The organism is Amycolatopsis sp. cmx-4-54, from assembly GCF_046548895.1.
Classification (GTDB): Bacteria; Actinomycetota; Actinomycetes; order Mycobacteriales; family Pseudonocardiaceae; genus Amycolatopsis.
Map to the genome: position 1 here is coordinate 100,755 of NZ_JAEBEJ010000015.1, position 15,018 is coordinate 115,772.

The 15,018-nt window shown below is 67.2% G+C and carries 11 protein-coding genes and 1 pseudogene; 4 read left to right on the plus strand and 8 right to left on the minus strand.

Going from position 1 to position 15,018, the window contains the following annotated elements; all coding sequences use genetic code 11:
- Nucleotides 1-4 precede the first annotated feature (4 nt).
- Genes ACLJQ7_RS36640 through ACLJQ7_RS36650 form a run of 3 tightly spaced genes read right to left on the minus strand, consistent with a single transcriptional unit; the run spans nucleotide 5 to nucleotide 4,367 of the window.
- A complete protein-coding gene (locus ACLJQ7_RS36640) occupies nucleotides 5-1,285 on the minus strand; it encodes a PIG-L family deacetylase (protein WP_410652755.1) in 1,281 nt (426 codons plus the stop codon).
- Nucleotides 1,282-2,277, minus strand: coding sequence for an acyl-CoA dehydrogenase family protein (locus ACLJQ7_RS36645; RefSeq protein WP_410652756.1), 996 nt, complete (start codon nucleotides 2,275-2,277; stop codon nucleotides 1,282-1,284). The genes ACLJQ7_RS36640 and ACLJQ7_RS36645 overlap by 4 nt, the downstream gene beginning before the upstream one ends.
- 14 nt (nucleotides 2,278-2,291) lie before the next feature.
- Nucleotides 2,292-4,367, minus strand: coding sequence for a catalase (locus ACLJQ7_RS36650; protein WP_410652757.1), 2,076 nt, complete (start codon nucleotides 4,365-4,367; stop codon nucleotides 2,292-2,294).
- A 332-nt stretch (nucleotides 4,368-4,699) separates the two neighbouring features.
- Here ACLJQ7_RS36650 and ACLJQ7_RS36655 point away from each other — a divergent pair, with 332 nt between their 5' ends.
- Together ACLJQ7_RS36655 and ACLJQ7_RS36660 are read left to right on the plus strand one after the other, a co-directional pair.
- Nucleotides 4,700-5,539: an SAM-dependent methyltransferase gene (locus ACLJQ7_RS36655; protein WP_410652758.1), complete on the plus strand. Its 840-nt coding sequence runs from the start codon at nucleotides 4,700-4,702 to the stop codon at nucleotides 5,537-5,539.
- Between the two features lie 182 nt (nucleotides 5,540-5,721).
- Nucleotides 5,722-5,925, plus strand: a complete 204-nt coding sequence (locus ACLJQ7_RS36660) for a hypothetical protein (protein WP_410652759.1) — start codon at nucleotides 5,722-5,724, stop codon at nucleotides 5,923-5,925.
- Between the two features lie 170 nt (nucleotides 5,926-6,095).
- On the opposite strand, the gene ACLJQ7_RS36665 is transcribed toward ACLJQ7_RS36660, so the two are convergent.
- The gene (locus tag ACLJQ7_RS36665; RefSeq protein WP_410652760.1) at nucleotides 6,096-6,833 is read right to left on the minus strand and encodes a phosphotransferase family protein; all 738 of its coding nucleotides are present in this window, start codon (nucleotides 6,831-6,833) and stop codon (nucleotides 6,096-6,098) included.
- Between the two features lie 415 nt (nucleotides 6,834-7,248).
- Between ACLJQ7_RS36665 and ACLJQ7_RS36670 the strand changes: the two genes are divergently transcribed.
- The gene (locus ACLJQ7_RS36670; RefSeq protein ID WP_410652761.1) at nucleotides 7,249-8,502 is read left to right on the plus strand and encodes a hypothetical protein; all 1,254 of its coding nucleotides are present in this window, start codon (nucleotides 7,249-7,251) and stop codon (nucleotides 8,500-8,502) included.
- Here ACLJQ7_RS36670 and ACLJQ7_RS36675 read toward each other — a convergent pair.
- A pseudogene (locus ACLJQ7_RS36675) lies at nucleotides 8,486-8,962 on the minus strand (transposase); the annotation flags it as partial. The gene ACLJQ7_RS36670 and the pseudogene ACLJQ7_RS36675 overlap by 17 nt on opposite strands.
- A 517-nt stretch (nucleotides 8,963-9,479) precedes the next feature.
- Between ACLJQ7_RS36675 and ACLJQ7_RS36680 the strand changes: the two are divergent.
- A complete protein-coding gene (locus ACLJQ7_RS36680; protein WP_410652762.1) occupies nucleotides 9,480-10,001 on the plus strand; it encodes an RICIN domain-containing protein in 522 nt (173 codons plus the stop codon).
- A 430-nt stretch (nucleotides 10,002-10,431) separates the two neighbouring features.
- On the opposite strand, the gene ACLJQ7_RS36685 is transcribed toward ACLJQ7_RS36680, so the two are convergent.
- From ACLJQ7_RS36685 to ACLJQ7_RS36695, 3 genes are all read right to left on the minus strand, one after another.
- On the minus strand, nucleotides 10,432-11,436 hold the full coding sequence (locus tag ACLJQ7_RS36685; RefSeq protein WP_410652763.1) for a Glu/Leu/Phe/Val dehydrogenase dimerization domain-containing protein: 1,005 nt from the start codon (nucleotides 11,434-11,436) through the stop codon (nucleotides 10,432-10,434).
- A gap of 2 nt (nucleotides 11,437-11,438) precedes the next feature.
- Nucleotides 11,439-12,338, minus strand: a complete 900-nt coding sequence (locus ACLJQ7_RS36690; protein ID WP_410652764.1) for a DMT family transporter — start codon at nucleotides 12,336-12,338, stop codon at nucleotides 11,439-11,441.
- Nucleotides 12,339-12,433: 95 nt separating this feature from the next.
- Entirely contained in the window at nucleotides 12,434-14,422 is a 1,989-nt protein-coding gene (locus ACLJQ7_RS36695; RefSeq protein WP_410652765.1) for a hypothetical protein, read from the minus strand.
- Nucleotides 14,423-15,018: the final 596 nt, after the last annotated feature.

The window sequence follows — 15,018 nt, forward strand, 5'->3', positions numbered from 1 at the left end:
GTGATCAACGGCGTGCCAGAACATCGACCAGGAAGTCGGTCTCGCTGTGCGTCACCAGACTCCGCAGGCCTGGGTGTGTTCGCAGCCGTTCGTGGACCTGGGAGCCGTGGTGGGGTGCGTCCGGTGCTTGCGGGCGCCAGTGCACGGCGAGTACTTGACCACCCGGGCGTAGTGATGCCACGGTGCGGTCCAGCGTCGCCGTCAGGTCCGCTTCGCTCAGGTAGTAGAGGATTTCACTCAGTACCACCAGGTCCGCCGGGCCTCGCATATCGTCCGGCAGGGTGCCTGTGGCCAAGTCCACTGTGGATAGATGTGCCGTGCGCTCTCGGGCGACCGAGAGAGCGGCAGGCACCGGGTCGAAGGCGTAGACCTGGTCGCAGCGGTCGGCCAGGTCCAGTGTCAGGGCTCCAGTGCCACACGCGGGTTCCACCGCGAAGGCGTACCGCTCATGTGGCAGAGCGGCCAGGGCGACCGTCCTTTTGCGACGTTCGTACCAGCTGTCCATCGTCCACGGGTCGGGTTCGCGGTAGAGCGTCTCGAATCTGCTCACCGGCGTCGATGTAATCCTCGGCTCGTGGAACAGGATCTCCCTGTCACGCGCGAAGTGTTCCAGTATCTCCGGGGTCAGGATCGGATCTTCCCCGGTCGGGCCCGGCTCGAGTTGCGACTGGAAAGTTTGGATGGCTTTCGCCTTGATCGCCGCGCTCGCGTCGTCGAGCCGGACTTCCGTGGCCCGTGCCCAGGGGATGGCCGGATCGTCCGGGGCCACCATATGCCACAGCCAGATCGGGTAGGACCATCGGTGCGCGCCCAGGGGGGCGGCGCGGAACACGGCTCGGCCCGCCACCCGATGGTCCGGGTGAGGGTCTTCTGGCCAAGGAGCGAGGCAGAGTTCGCTGTCCGCGGCGACTTCACGGACTACGTCGGTCAGTTCGGACTCGTTGTCGGTCAGCGCCGAGTCGGGAAGACCTGCCCATACCGGTTCGACGTCCTCCATTCCTTGACACCGCAACGCTTCCAGTAGCTCCAGGCGACGGCGAGCACCGAGTGCCCGACGGTCGACGGCCGAGGAGCCGGGGAACGCGGCTTCCCCGTCGGTCGCGACGACCAGCCGGATCTCGGCTCCGCGGGTGTGCAGCCGCTGAATGAGTCCGGATACGCCCAGAGTCTCGTCATCCGGGTGTGCGGCGACGACGCAGACGCGGCGGACGTCCTCGGCGGGGAACAGCGGGAGCGACTCCAGCCCACGCCAGCCGGCTTCGGCGTGGAAGGGTCCCGTGGTCACCGTCGGCCGTCTTTCAGAAGTTCGACGGCCAAGGCCGCGAGGTCCCGAGCGCCGTGATGCTGCCGCACGTAGACCGTCAGGTCGGCCAGCTGGCGGGGCAGCCGTCGATCGCGGCAGAGTGCCGTCGGCCCGGTGATCTCCGGTGCGATGTCCAGGACCTGCCGGGCCGCGTGCTCGACGGCGGCCCGGCAGAATCCGGTCAGCAGGGGAAAGTCCTCGTCCTGTTCGGTGTCGACGACTTCCGCCGTCCGCACGAGCAGCGCGTCGGCCTGGTGGAGCGCGGTGTGGAGCGCGCCGAGGTGGGCGTACTGGTGGTCGTCCGCCGCGCCGCGGGCGCGCAGGTACGCCGTCACCGAGTCCACGACGGCCGCACAGCCGCCGAGCCATACCGCGGCGACGCCCGCGCCGCCAAGGCTGAACCCCGGCCGGGACACGTACCAGCCCGGCTCGCCGACGATATGGTCCGAGGTCATCGGGACCCCGTCGAACCGGACGTCACCGCTGTCGGAGGCGTCCATCCCGATCGCCTGCCACGTCTCCGGCAGTGCCTGGACGCCCGGCTCGTCCAGGCCGACTTCCAGCAGGATAGGTGGCCCGTCCTCGTAGTCCGCCACTACCAGGGCACGGTCGAGGACTTGAGCGCCGGAGCAGAACCGGACGGTACCGGTGAGCGCGCCGCCCACGACGGCCGCACCGGTACCACCCGAACGAGCGGCCCAGACGCCGTACAGCGCGCCCGGAACGGGTTCCCGGCCGGCTTCGGCCAGAATCGCGAGGGCGTCGGTATGGCCCTCCGCGAGCCGGCCGAGCACCAGGTCGCGACGCCCCAGTCCGGCGAGCGTCGTCCAGCGGCCCCACGTATCGCCTCCACCCGGGAGCGGCAGGTCGAGGACCCCGTTCTGCATCAGCAACCGCACCATGGCGGTGATGGTCTCGACGGTTCTCGGCTCCGGCAAAGGTTCCGGTACGGCCGGTTCGAGCAGGGTCTTCATCAAGGTCCGATTCCTCAGTCGTTCATCACCAGTTCGGCCCGCTCCCAGACGCGGTGCAGCCCCACGGAACTCACCAGCTCGGCGGAGAACGGTTTGGCGACCTCGTCGGCGAGCACGACTCCCGGTGCGTCGACGTCGATCCCGGCGTCGGTCAGCACCTGGCGCCCGTCACCCCAAGCACCGATGACCTTGCAGTGACGGAACATCTCCTGCAACAGGATGGTCAGCTTGATGTCGTGCAGTCCGGCCGTACCGCCGGCGACCACCACCGCGTCGAACTCGATGGATCGGGCGGTGAGGAACGTCCTCGCCACCGGCTGTTGTCCGCGTCCCCTTTTCAGCGTTCCGCCGACCGGCGCGAGAACCCGCAGGATCGCGCCCTGGGCCTCGACGGTCCGGCGGAGTTTGCCGATCCCGCCGAGATCGGCGCCGGACGTCGCCACCACCCCGATGATGCGGCCCGCGATCGGGCCGGGCGCCGCCGGGATCTGCGACAACGCGGCGGAAGGAGTGACGTCTTCGGCCGGGGTGCCCAGCGGAGCGGCGAGTCCGAGTCCTGCAGCGACCGCCGCGCAGAGTTCGGCATCGACCTGGGCGAGTGACTCGAGGACACGTTCCTGGATCGACTGGGCGAAGCACTTTCCCAGCTCGAACGTGAACGCTTCGATCAAGTGGATCTTCTCGATCCGGGACATGCTCTTCCAGAAGAGTGTGGCCTGCGAGAAGTGATCGTCGAACGACACCGGGTTGGCCCTGATCTTGGGACCCGCGACCTCGATGGGCCGGTGGACGTAAGCGCCTTCGGCTTCCGTGGTCGTCGTCGGCAGCGCGTCGTCGACGCTGTTGGGGAGATACGGGGCCTGTCCGTGGTGGATGAGGGTTTGATGCATCCCGTCGCGCAGGTTGTCGTTGACGGCGACGTGCGGGCAGTTGATCGGGAGTTGGGTGAAGTTGGGTCCGCCGAGCCGGGTGAGCTGGGTGTCCAGATAGGAGAACAGCCGCGCCTGCATCAGCGGGTCGTCGGTCACCTCGATGCCGGGCACCAGGTTGCCGGTGTGGAAGGCGACCTGTTCGGTCTCGGCGAAGTAGTTGGTCGGGTTCCGGTCCAGGGTGAGCTTGCCGACCAGCTGGACCTCGGCGAGCTCTTCCGGGACGATCTTGGTCGGATCGAGCAGGTCGATCCCCTCGAACATCTCATCGTCGGAATCCGGCAGGACCTGAAGGCCGAGCTCGTATTCCAGGGGTGCCCCCGCATCGATGCCGTCTGCCATGTCCCGGCGGTGGAAGTCGGGATCGGCGCCGGCGGCGATCTGCGCCTCTTCCCACACCAGTGAGTGCACACCGGCCACCGGTTTCCAGTGGAACTTCACCAGGCTGGTCCCGCCGTCGGCGTTGACCAGCCGGAAGGTGTGCACTCCGAAGCCCTCCATGGTCCGATAGGACCGGGGGATCCCGCGGTCGGACATGGCCCACATGACGTGGTGCGTCGCCTCGGTGTGGAGGGAAACGAAGTCCCAGAAGGTGTCGTGCGCGGTCTGTGCCTGCGGGATCTCCCGGTCCGGGTGGGGCTTGCCCGCGTGGATGACGTCGGGGAACTTGATGCCGTCCTGAATGAAGAAGACCGGCATGTTGTTGCCGACCAGATCGAAGTTCCCCTCGGCCGTGTAGAACTTCACCGCGAAACCGCGGACGTCCCGGACGGTGTCCGCAGATCCCCGCGAGCCCAGCACCGTCGAGAACCGCACGAAGACAGGGGTCTCGCGACCCTTCTCCAGAAAACCGGCCTTGGTCACCGACGCCGCGTTGCCATAAGCGCGAAAGGTGCCATGTGCCGCCGCACCGCGTGCGTGCACCACGCGCTCCGGGATGCGTTCATGGTCGAAGTGGGTGATCTTCTCGCGGAGATGGAAGTCCTCCATGAGCGACGGTCCTCGCGGGCCCGCCTTCAGCGAGTGGTCGGTGTCCGGAAGCCGGACCCCCTGAGCCGTCGTCAAGTAGTTCCCGCGCTGCCCCTCGCCCGACCGGCCGGTCCTCGCGTTCGATTCGCCTTCGGCCGGTGTTGACTGCTCGCGCTGACGTTTCGGGGGCATGATTCTCCTTGCTGAGAGTGGTGGTGCGCCGGGGATACCCCGCCTTGATCGTCTTTAAGCAGCCCCTACGGAAACCCGTCCGTGTACCTCATGCCAGGTGTGCGCGATGCCGTTCGGGGGTTACCGGGCCGTTATCCATCCGCCGACCCGCCGCCGGGTCAGCCGACAGGGAATCCGACATCGCGTCCGCGGTCATCGGCGAGCGAAGAGCTGACAGCACGCGCCGAGAACCTCGGTCCGCCGGACGGGCGGCGTTGCCGCTGGTGTTCGACTCGCTACAGTGGGAGAAGGCTCGCGTCCGTTCCCAAGGGGGTCTGAAGGTGTCGGAATCCGTGTACGCAGCGCCGAGTTCGGTTCCGGTCGGGGTCGATCCGACCCGGGCGAGTATCGCTCGCGTGTACGACGCGGCGCTCGGCGGCAAGGACAACTACGAGATCGACCGCGAGGTGCTGCGGCAGGTCGCCACGAAGGCGCCCGAGGTCCGCGATCTTGCCTGGTCGAACCGTAATTTCCTCACCCGTGCCGTCCGGTTCCTCGCCCAGCAGGGCCGGATCACCCAGTTCCTCGACTGCGGCTCCGGACTGCCGACGGCGGAGAACACCCACCAGATCGCGCAGCGCCTCATTCCCGACGCCCGGGTGGTCTACGTCGACAACGACCCGGTCGTGCTCGCCCACGGGCGGGCGATCCTGGAGGACAACCCCCACACCCATTTCGTCGCCGAAGACATCTTCCAGCCCGGCAAACTGCTGGCCAACGATGAAATCCGCGGGAATCTGGACTTCGACCGCCCGCTGGCGCTGCTGCAGGTGGGTACCCTGCACCACTACACCGCCGACAACGCCGACGACCTCATGCGCGAATACATCGAGGCACTGCCTGCCGGTTCGTTCGTCGTGATCGCCCACTTCTTCGACCCGGAAACCCCCCGGTCGAGTGAGTTGGCCAAGAAAATGGAAGAGCTGTTCATCCACAGCCCCATGGGATCCGGCCGGTTCCGTACCGCGGACGAGATCCTGTCCTTCGTCGACGGCCTCGACATCATGCCGCCCGGCCCCGACAAAGCCCCAGGCCTGGCCGTATGTGACCACTGGTGGCCCGACGGACCCAAACTCACTCCGCTCAACCAGGTCGAGCAGTGCATCGCCGCCGTCGTCGCCCGTAAGCCGTAGCCGGGCTTGTTCATGAAGGGATCGGACAATCAATGTCCCAATTCCTTCACGAACGGCACAGCGAACCCCTGTCGCTGAGTCTTTCCGTTTTCCGTCGCAGAAGAGTAGCGATCGCGGCGGGGTCGTAGGCATCACCCCACCCTCACCGTCCAGGCAGTCCGGGGTGGGCCACACTCATGGCCATGACCGGACCGAATATGGGCCAAGCCCAAGTGGATGTCACCGAATTGCTGGCCCTTCTCGCCACCGCGGAACGTGCCGTGCTGGAAAGCGCCGAAGGTTCGGCTGAATACCGGGCCGGCCAGGCCGACGCTTACACCGCCGCGCAAGACACCCTGCGCGAACTCGCCGGTTGGCCCGTGGAGGCAGCTTCCAGCCGTACCTGACCTTCCACCGCGCCTGCGCACTCCAGGCGCCATCAAGCCCGAACGTGCTGCTCGACCCCGATACCCTGGCAATGACCTGTACAGGACCGATGCGTACCCGTGGCGGACCTAGTACTACCGGCTCCTGGTCGAGTACTTCTGATCCAGGTGGCTATCGGCCTCGTGCGGTCTCACATTCGGGATCTGAGGACGTCGATCTCGCAGCCTGGCGAGGACGGGTCGAAACCGTGCTGGATCAGCCAGCGGACTCCCAGCAGGCTTCGCAATGACCACCAGCCGCGGATGACGTCGAGGTCGACCTCGGTGCCATAGCCGGCGACGACGTCGGCCAGGTGCTCTTCGTGTCCGAGGGTCAAGGTGGCGAGGTCGTACAGGGCATCGCCCCGGGCCGCCTCGGACCAGTCGATCACGCCGGTGATCTCGTCGCCCTCTACGAATACATGGGTGAGCTGCAGGTCACCGTGGATGAACGCCGGTGCCCAGGGCCGTAGCGCCGCCTCGGCGATCTGACGATTGCGCGCGATCAGGTCGGCGGGAAGGACGCCCTGCGTGGCCAGCCAGTCGCATTCGCGATCGAGTTCCGATGCGAACTCGTCGGGGCTGCGACCGGGCCATGGCGGCAGCGGCGCGTCGTGCAGCACGCGTACGGCGGCACCCGCCGAGGCCCAGGCCGCTGCCGACGCGGCCGATGGCTCGCCGAGGCGGCCGAGGGCCGTGCCGGGGAGGGCGGAGAGAGCAAGCACAGGCGACTTGCGCCACAGGATCTGCGGGGTCGGGATCGGCGCCATGCCCATCGCCGCCACCTCGACATCGGAGCGGGACTCATCGGTGTCGACCTTCAGGAACACGTCACCGACACGCAGGGTCGCGCGCTCGGAATGGGCTACGACGATCTCGACTTCGTCCACGTCGGCCAGTATCGAGGGGATGATCACCGACGTCACCGGATTTTACGGCAGACAGGTTGTATCCACGCGAGCCTTGGACGCCCGCTCGGCGGCGGCTTACGCCTGTCGCGTGCTCTGGCAACCGCGCGGCACGGACTGCGTCCAGTTCGTCCGGCCGTCCGGGCTCGCGCAATGGTGGTCCAAGAGGACTCGAACGCGGAGCGGCATGATTTTTCCGGCCGTTCTTCGGCAGCCAAGTGTTCCCTTGAAAGTGACCCGTCCGGGTGGCGTCTGCCCGACAGGGAAGCCGATGGTGCCCATTGTGACGCCCCGGCAGATCGGCGAGCCCCGAACAGCGTGACGGTATTGTGCTGTTCTGCGGGAACGTGCGTGAAGTTCGATCTCCGGCAATTCACGTTGGCGAGGTGTCGCATTCATGAATGAGCGCGAAGTCGACAGGCAACGACTCGGGTCGTCCGGTCCGGCCCGCGACCGGAGCGCTCGTCCCCGGGCCACGGAAGACAAGCTCCCGCCCGGTGTGCTGCCGGGCGTGGCGAACGTGGCGAACCTGCAACGCCTCGCCGGGAACAAAGCCGTCACCGCCTATCTCGGGGCGAAGAAGCCCGGGCTCACCGTCCAGCGCGACGTCAACAAGCGAGGTACCTTCCCCGGCTGGGGCGGGACGAACGACAGCAGCGTGATGGTCAACGCCAACGCGTCCGTCGACGTCGCCGACGGGAACCGCTCGGTCAGTCATCCGGCCTGGTTCCTCAGCAACGCCACGGAGACGGTCGAAGTCGATCCCGGAGCGACGGGAACCGTGCTGCTCCGGCTGCCCTGGTATTGGCACCACCACGGCATCGTCCAGGAACCCGGCCGGCTCTACGGCACGAACGAACGGCACATCCACGCCGGTGGTGGTCCCATCGACTATTGGGTTTCGGCGCCCTTCACGGTGACACCGGAAGGCCGAGTGGCCTTCACCAACACCACTCCCGGCGGCACGATCGGTGCCGCCGGGTACCTCGAAGGGGTTCCGACCATCACTCCACGAGACGGCGAGAATTCCGGCACTCTGACGGTCAGCGTCGTCTTCCGGGCGCTCCAGTCCACCACCACGACGGACACCGGAACGAGGACGACGACCACCACGCTCACCGGATCGGGGACCGGAGCCGCCAGCCCGGGCGGAGTGGGGGGATCGGTGACCACGGGCGGCAGCTACGCGGTGAGCGAGGCCAATTCGCACGCGGTCGGAGTGACGGTGAGCGGCACCACCTCGGTCACGTGCAGCTTCGCGGTCAACATCCGGGTGCGGATCCCGCCGAAGATCACGAAGATGAAGACCGTCTTCTATTCCGCCGAGGGCAGGTTCAGGTCCGGAAACGACGGCATTCTGGGGGTGAACGAGTGGTGGGCGTCCCTCCCGGCGCCGGTGCGTGAATTGATCGTTTCCGGGCGGAAACCGGTGCGGATCACCGGCCGGGCGAGCCAGACCGGCAGCCCGGAGCGGAACGAGCGGATAATCGCCGGCCGCATCGACGACGTCACCAGGCGCCTGCACAACGTCGCGGGCCGGATGGAAGTCGTGCCCGACAGCGAGTTCACCGTGCCCAACGAGCGGTCGGTCGTGATCAGGGTCGAGTACACGGCCGCCGAGGCACGGGCCGGGGGAGCGGGATCCCCGTGATCCTCGCCGTCGGCCGGTTGGGCACCTTTCCGTCGCGGATCTTCACGTGGATAGCCCGCGTCCAGCGGCCGGTTCTGCCACTCGACCATGCCCTCGACCACCTTGTCGGTGATGGTGGAAATGGTCTGCCGCGACACCTCGGCGCCATAGACCTCGGCCAGGTGCGCGGAGATCTCCCCAGTGGTCAATCCCTCGGCTGCCAAGGAGATCACCATCTCGTCCACACCGCCAAGGCGCCTCTGCCGCTTCGCGACGATCTTGGCTCAAAGCTCGCGCCCCGATCCCGCGGCGCGTCGATCTCGACCGGGTCGACATCAGTCGGCACGGTCTTCGAACGGACGCCATTGCGCGAGTCACCGGTCCCACGGCCAGCCGGGTCGTGCTTGACATAGCCCAGGTGATCAGTGATCTCACCCTCGAGCGCGGACTCCGACAACCGCTTGGTCAACTGCTGCAACACCCACCCTCAACGGTCAGCTTCAGCCCGCTGGCCATCCAGACCGGTCACGGGCTTCGAGTCCTCAGCGTTCTCCACGCCGGACACCATGTCGGTCATCAGGTGCACCTCCATGATCGGGGGAGTTACCCCACTCGTTTTACAGTCCCGTCGGCGACGCTGAGTTCGGCGAGGTGCTTACCGCTCTATGGGGTGGGTGAAACCGGCGACCTGGAACCGCGACCGCGCCGATTGAACTGGGCGGCGGGCCTGTCGACGCGTCGCGCCGGTGTGGCGTGTGTTTGGGCGCACCGCATGCCACTACGCATGCCGGAAGACGGCGGACAGGCCCAGGGTCTTGTAACCGATGTCATCGAAGAGAATCGTGATCCGGTCCGGTTCCGGGTCTGCCTTGGACTCGTGGTGCGGTGTCGCGCGGTGAGATACGCAACTTGGGCCCGGGGGTTACAGGGAGTGGTGGCTGCCGATGTTCGCCCGGAGGGTGGGTGCTTCGTCTTCTCGATGGTGTTCATCGTGTTCCGTGCGCGAGATCGGCCGGGCTGTACTGGGTGCGTCGGAATCAGAAGACGAGGAGATGACCATGTTGGTACGTACTGTGTTGACTGCCCTGTTCGCCGCCGCTGCCGGAGCGTTGATGGTGCCGGCCGCCGCCGCTGCCGAGGCCGACCCGGCCGATTACGTGATCGAGTCCGCGAATGGCACGGAACGGGTGTGGCAGCAAACGTGGTGGGACGGCGAGCCCACCATCACCGGTGATTTCCACGGCAGCGACAACCAGCACTGGATTTTCTGGGACAACCGCACCATCCAGAACACGGGAACCGACCTGTGCGCCACCGCCCACCATGGCCGGGTCATAGGTGCGGACTGCAACGGCGACGACCCGGGACAGCGGTGGATGATCCGCGGCGACCACAACCAGAAGCAGCTCAAGAACGAGGAAACCGGGCTGTGCGCGACCTACGAGGGCCGCGACGACCAATTGAGCCTCCACACCTGTGACTGGAACCGCGGCAACCAGCGTTGGTACCTCAACATCTGACCGGCGCGGGTCATCGACGCGTTATTCCGCCCTGACGCCGCGACGCGCGCCCGATGCTGCGCCGACTGCAGCGACTCTAGTGTCACGCCGCGCAGTGGCGCGCAGGGCTCTTCGCCGCCGATGGAAGGAGACAAAGGCAGGCGCGAAGTCTTTGTCTAATGCGCCACACCCTCGTCGACGGGTCGAGGCATTGATCGCCGTCTCGGCCCGTCGACGTTCACAGGTCGTAGTGAGTAACGGGCGGCGGCGTATCGCCGCCGTAAGACCAAGGAATACCGTCGCGGCTGGCCGGACGAACCCGTTGTCTCCGGTGCGCAGGGTCATTGTGCCCGAGCTGACGAAAAGGCGGTGGTCAGCGGTTGAGGCAGGCGGCGAGGCCGCCGAATTCTTGGTGCGGATGCTAACGACGGGCCGGGGTGAATGACGCCGCTCAGACCTCGTCGAGTCGCGCTTGCGCAAGGTCGTCTGCGGCCTGAGTGGTCGTGATACCGCGACTTTCCGCGCGCTCCAGCAGATCCGAGATGACCTGCCCGACCTTGAGGACTTGCTTGCGCGCCGCTTCTTCGGTGTGGCTCTGGATCTGCGCCTGCAGAAAGATCACGCCACCCGAGTTCACGCAGAAGTCCGGTGCGTAGACGATGCCCCGATCGCGCAGTCGACCTGCCAGATCCGAGGACGCGAGCACATTGTTGGCACCACCGGCGATGATCCTGCACCGCAGGTCATCCACTGTGTCCGGCGTGACCACCTCGCCCAGAGCACAGGGCGCGAAGACGTCCAACTCTCTGTAGGGCATCTCGCTGGGTTCTGCCACCGTCGCGCCTGTCTCCGCGGCGAGTGCGGTGGCGCGCTCCTCGACCACATCGCTCACCAGGACCTCCGCGCCGTCCTCGACAAGTAAACGGACCAGAGCGCTTCCCACATTGCCCGCGCCCTGCACGCCGATCCGCAGTCCTCTCAGGTCGGCATGTCCGGAGAAACGAGCGCATGCCTTGATTCCGGCCGACACACCCAGAGCGGTCCACGGCGAAGGATCACCCTGTGCACACACAGGTGAGGTCACTTCGCCGATCTTGCGCAGATCGGCTTGATCGGTGCCGATGTCGTTCACCGGGATGAACCGTCCCCCGAACGTGGCGATCGCCCGGCCGTGCGCCAGGAGCCGTTCCGGTGTCTTGTCCGAGACATCCACGGGGATGATGCTCCAGCCACCGCCCAAGTCCAGCCCTGCCGCGGCGGCTTTGACCGTCATGGCGCGGGCAAGGGCGAGGCATTCGGAAACGGCGTCGTCCTCGCTGGGATAGGGGCGCACGCGCACGCCGCCGAGCGCCGGGCCGAGACGCGTGTCGTGCACCGCGACGATCGAGCGTGCCGCGCCTGCCGGATCCCGGTCGACGACGACCCGTTCGAAGCCGGTGCGGGAGAGTTCTTCCACAGTCAAGATTCCTCCACGGTCTTTCGGGATCGGCGCCGGGAGACAGCCACACCGACCAGGCAAAGCGCGCCCCCGACGAACGACAGCGCGGCGGGGATCTCGTCGAGGGCCACCCAGCTGAAGAGAACCACCAGTACGGGTACCAGGTATGTCGTGGCGCCCAGTTTCCCGGCTGTCATCCGGGACAGCGCGTAGGCCCACGTGGAGAACGCCAGCGCCGTGGGGAACAAGCCGAGGTAAACGATCTCCAGGACGGCGCTCGCCGGTGCCGCCGACACCTCCCGCACCAGCGTTCCGGCGAACGGCAGGCACACCACCGCCCCGACCACGTTGCCGTACGCCGTTACCTGCAGGGCGGTGGCGTGCCGTAGCGCGGGTTTCTGGGCGACCACGCCGGTGGCGCTGCCCGCCGCTGCGAGACCGCACAGCAGCACGCCGAGCAGGCTCGCGGTCCCGCCGTCCGACGACGCGAATCCGACCAGGACGGCACCGGCGAATCCCAGCGCCAGACCGATCATCAGCTGCGGGGGGAATCCTTCCTTGAGTAGCCAGCCGCCCAGTGCCGCCATCAGGATCGGTGCCAGGTTGATCACCAGTGAGGCGGTACCCGCGTCGATCCGCTGTTCACCGGCGTTCAAGGCGACCATGTAGACGCCGAACCACGCCACTCCCGAGACGAGGATGCCCGGCCATGCCGGTTTCGGAGGGAGCCCTTGCCTGCGCAGCACGAGAAACGCGACCAGTACCAGCGCGCCGGTCACGAGCCTGCCCAGAGCGAGCGCGCCTGCGGAGATGTGCTCGCCCGCGTCCCGGATCACCACGAAGGCCGAAGCCCACAGCACGATCGTGAGGCCCGCGGCGGCGAGTGCGCGCAAGTCGTTTGTCGGGGGTGCGGTGGCCACGGCCGGTTTTGATCCCCTCGTCCCCGCTGGGGGCCGCCGCTTCACAGTGCGTTCTGACGGCCTGCGTCCGGCCGCGTTCACGGCCCGGTTTTCGATCATAGCGGCGTGGCGGGAGGTCGGCAGTCCAACGCGGCTAGCTCCGCGACCCCTTCGGCCCTCCGCTCGGGGAGCAGACAGAGGGTGCAGGCTCGTTCGAAGCGAGCGCCGATGGATTCCCATCCGGCGATCGCTTCTTTCACCGCGTCGTGGTCGCCGTGCGCCCTGCCGCGGGCGCGGGCCAGACATGCCGCCGCCCAAAGGTTTTCCTTCGCGGCGGGTTCGGCGGCGGCCAGCAGCGCCTCCGCCCCGGGAGCGCCCGCCACGACCGCGGTTTCCGCGGCGACGGCCCAGGCATAGGCGTCGTAGAACTGGTGCGCGCTGTCGTACCACTCACCTTCCGGCATCAGTGCCGCGGTCTCCGCGGTCCGGACGTCACCGTGGTGCAGTGCGACGCGGGGCAGGACGAATGCCGTGAAGCTCTCCCGGAGCCCGCTGTGCACGCCGGGCTCCGACAAGGTCAGCGCCCGGTCCGCCCAGGTGTCGTAGCCCGAGGTGTTCCCGCGAAAGCCGTGCACCATGCCCGCGGCCAGTGCCGCCGGAGCCATCCAGCGGGCTGCGGGGCGCCCCAGACGTTGCCAGGCTTCCCAGGTGGTTTCCGCGTACTCCAGCGCTTCGTCGAACCGGCCACGAAGGGCAAGCGGCACAACGAATTTGCTCGCCCGCATGTAGAGGCCTCGAAAAGGGTCCTCCCAGGACGTCTCGGCCGCGCGTACCGCGTCCGGAAGCCTTCCCGCGGCGAGCGCGACCAGCGGCACGACGTGCAGCGTGTCGATGACCTCGACTCCGATGCCGGGCTGGTGGCGGGGGAGCTTCTCGAACAGTGACAGCCGCTCGCTGGAGGAAAGGTGGGCGCGGGCGAAGCGGCCGACGGCGCCCTCCGCGCTGGCCACCGCGTCCAGCGCCGCGCTGATCAGCACCGGCTGGTCGGTGGCACGGGCGGCGTCCAGCGCGATCATGGTCAGGTCCGGATCGGGAGTGGTTTTCTCGCCGGTGGCGTTCCACGCCCTCGCGGCCGCGAGATAGGCCTCGGCGACCGGATCGCCGTCCGGTGCGGCACGCTCGGCTTCGGCCATCAAGGTGACCAACCGTTCGTGGGGGACCAGATCGGTGAACGTGGCCGGGAACCGGTTCCCGACGCAGACCGCGTAGGCGAGTGCGATCGCCGCTCCCGATCCGTCACCGCCCCGCATGGCGCGTTCCGCGGCCCGCTGAAGCAGCGTGAACGCCGGCTCGCCCCGATGTTCACTCATGGCGACGTCGGCCGCGGAGCGCAGGTCACGCGCCGCCGTGCGGTCGTCGGGTGCCAGCCCGGCCGCCAGTTCGAAGGTGCTTCGTGCTTCGGCCAGCAACTGTCGTGCGTACAGGAGTTCGGCCAAGGTGCGGGCGATCTCGTGGTGTCGAGCATCTGGTCCGGCCGCCGCTCGCACAGTGGCCCGCAGATCATCGGCGATCAGATCGAACCGGTCACGCCACTTTCCGCCGGTCTCGACAGCGGCTCGAAGCTCTGCGGATTCTTCCGCCGCCCAACCGACGCGCCGCTCCATCACGTCGTTTTCCGGCGCGGGCAGAACCTCGTGAAACTCCGGCGCCAGGCGCCAGCCGTCCTCATCCCGCTGGATCAGGCCGTCCGCCGTCAGCCGGGACAGCGTGGCCTCGGCCTCGGCCGGCGTGATTCCCGCCAGAGCCGCCGCCATTCCGGCGTCGAAAATGCGACAGTGCGCGGAGAAGGTGGCCAGTTGCGCGATTTTCTCTTCGTCAGGAGCGTTGCAACGGCCGGGCAAGGTAATGACGTGTTCCGCGCGGATGCGAAGCGGGTCGGACGATTCGGCCAAAACCGTCAAGTTCGGACAATGCTCCAGCAGATCGGCGAGCAGTTCGGTGACGTCCGCGCAGTCGTGTCCGCAACCTCGGACGACCAGCAGCGGACGACCGTGGCGCAAAGGTGCGCGCAGGGCCTCGAACAGGGGCTCGGCCGGTCGCTCCACGACTCCCAGTGCGGCGGCCGTGGCTTGCGCGAACGTATCCGGGAGACGGCCGGCCGTCAGGATTGTGACACTGGAATAATCATTTTTCGCGGCTCGTATGGCCTGGACGATCGCTTCGGTCCTGGCAGGTGGAGCGCCCCCCGTGATCGTCGTCAGCCGGTTCCCTGTCAGGCTATCGATAATCTCCTCCGGATCTTTCACGGCTCCAGCTTGGCAGGGCGTGGGGAAGTGACAAGTCGTGGAACTATTTTCACACGTTCGGCGCAAGCCGAATGGCGAGTGGAAGATTCAGCGATATGTCCATAAAGGACAAACGATGGTCGGAACGGCTGCGTTGATGTCCGCCAGGTGGTGGTGTGAACGTGGCGGACGGTGCACAAAAACGGATAAAACCCAGAGATTTCGTCGCGGTTCATCAAAAGATCACCAACTGTCGTGTGTTGTCGGTGATGTACGTGCTAGCGTTGCCGATGGCGTCAGCGATGGCGACGACAAAGCTAACGCGCCGATTGATCATGGTGTGGTCCTAGTCCGCGACGGCTTGATCGCGACGGTGGGACCTGGGGTGCGCCGAGCGTCGGAGACAGTCGCTCCGA

Bases quoted from the DNA above. Each gene is read 5' to 3' on its own strand.
- ACLJQ7_RS36645 (WP_410652756.1), bottom strand. From the start codon at position 2,277: ATGAAGACCCTGCTCGAACCGGCCGTACCGGAACCTTTGCCGGAGCCG.
- ACLJQ7_RS36650 (WP_410652757.1), bottom strand. From the start codon at position 4,367: ATGCCCCCGAAACGTCAGCGCGAGCAGTCAACACCGGCCGAAGGCGAA.
- ACLJQ7_RS36660 (WP_410652759.1), top strand. From the start codon at position 5,722: ATGACCGGACCGAATATGGGCCAAGCCCAAGTGGATGTCACCGAATTG.
- ACLJQ7_RS36670 (WP_410652761.1), top strand. From the start codon at position 7,249: ATGAATGAGCGCGAAGTCGACAGGCAACGACTCGGGTCGTCCGGTCCG.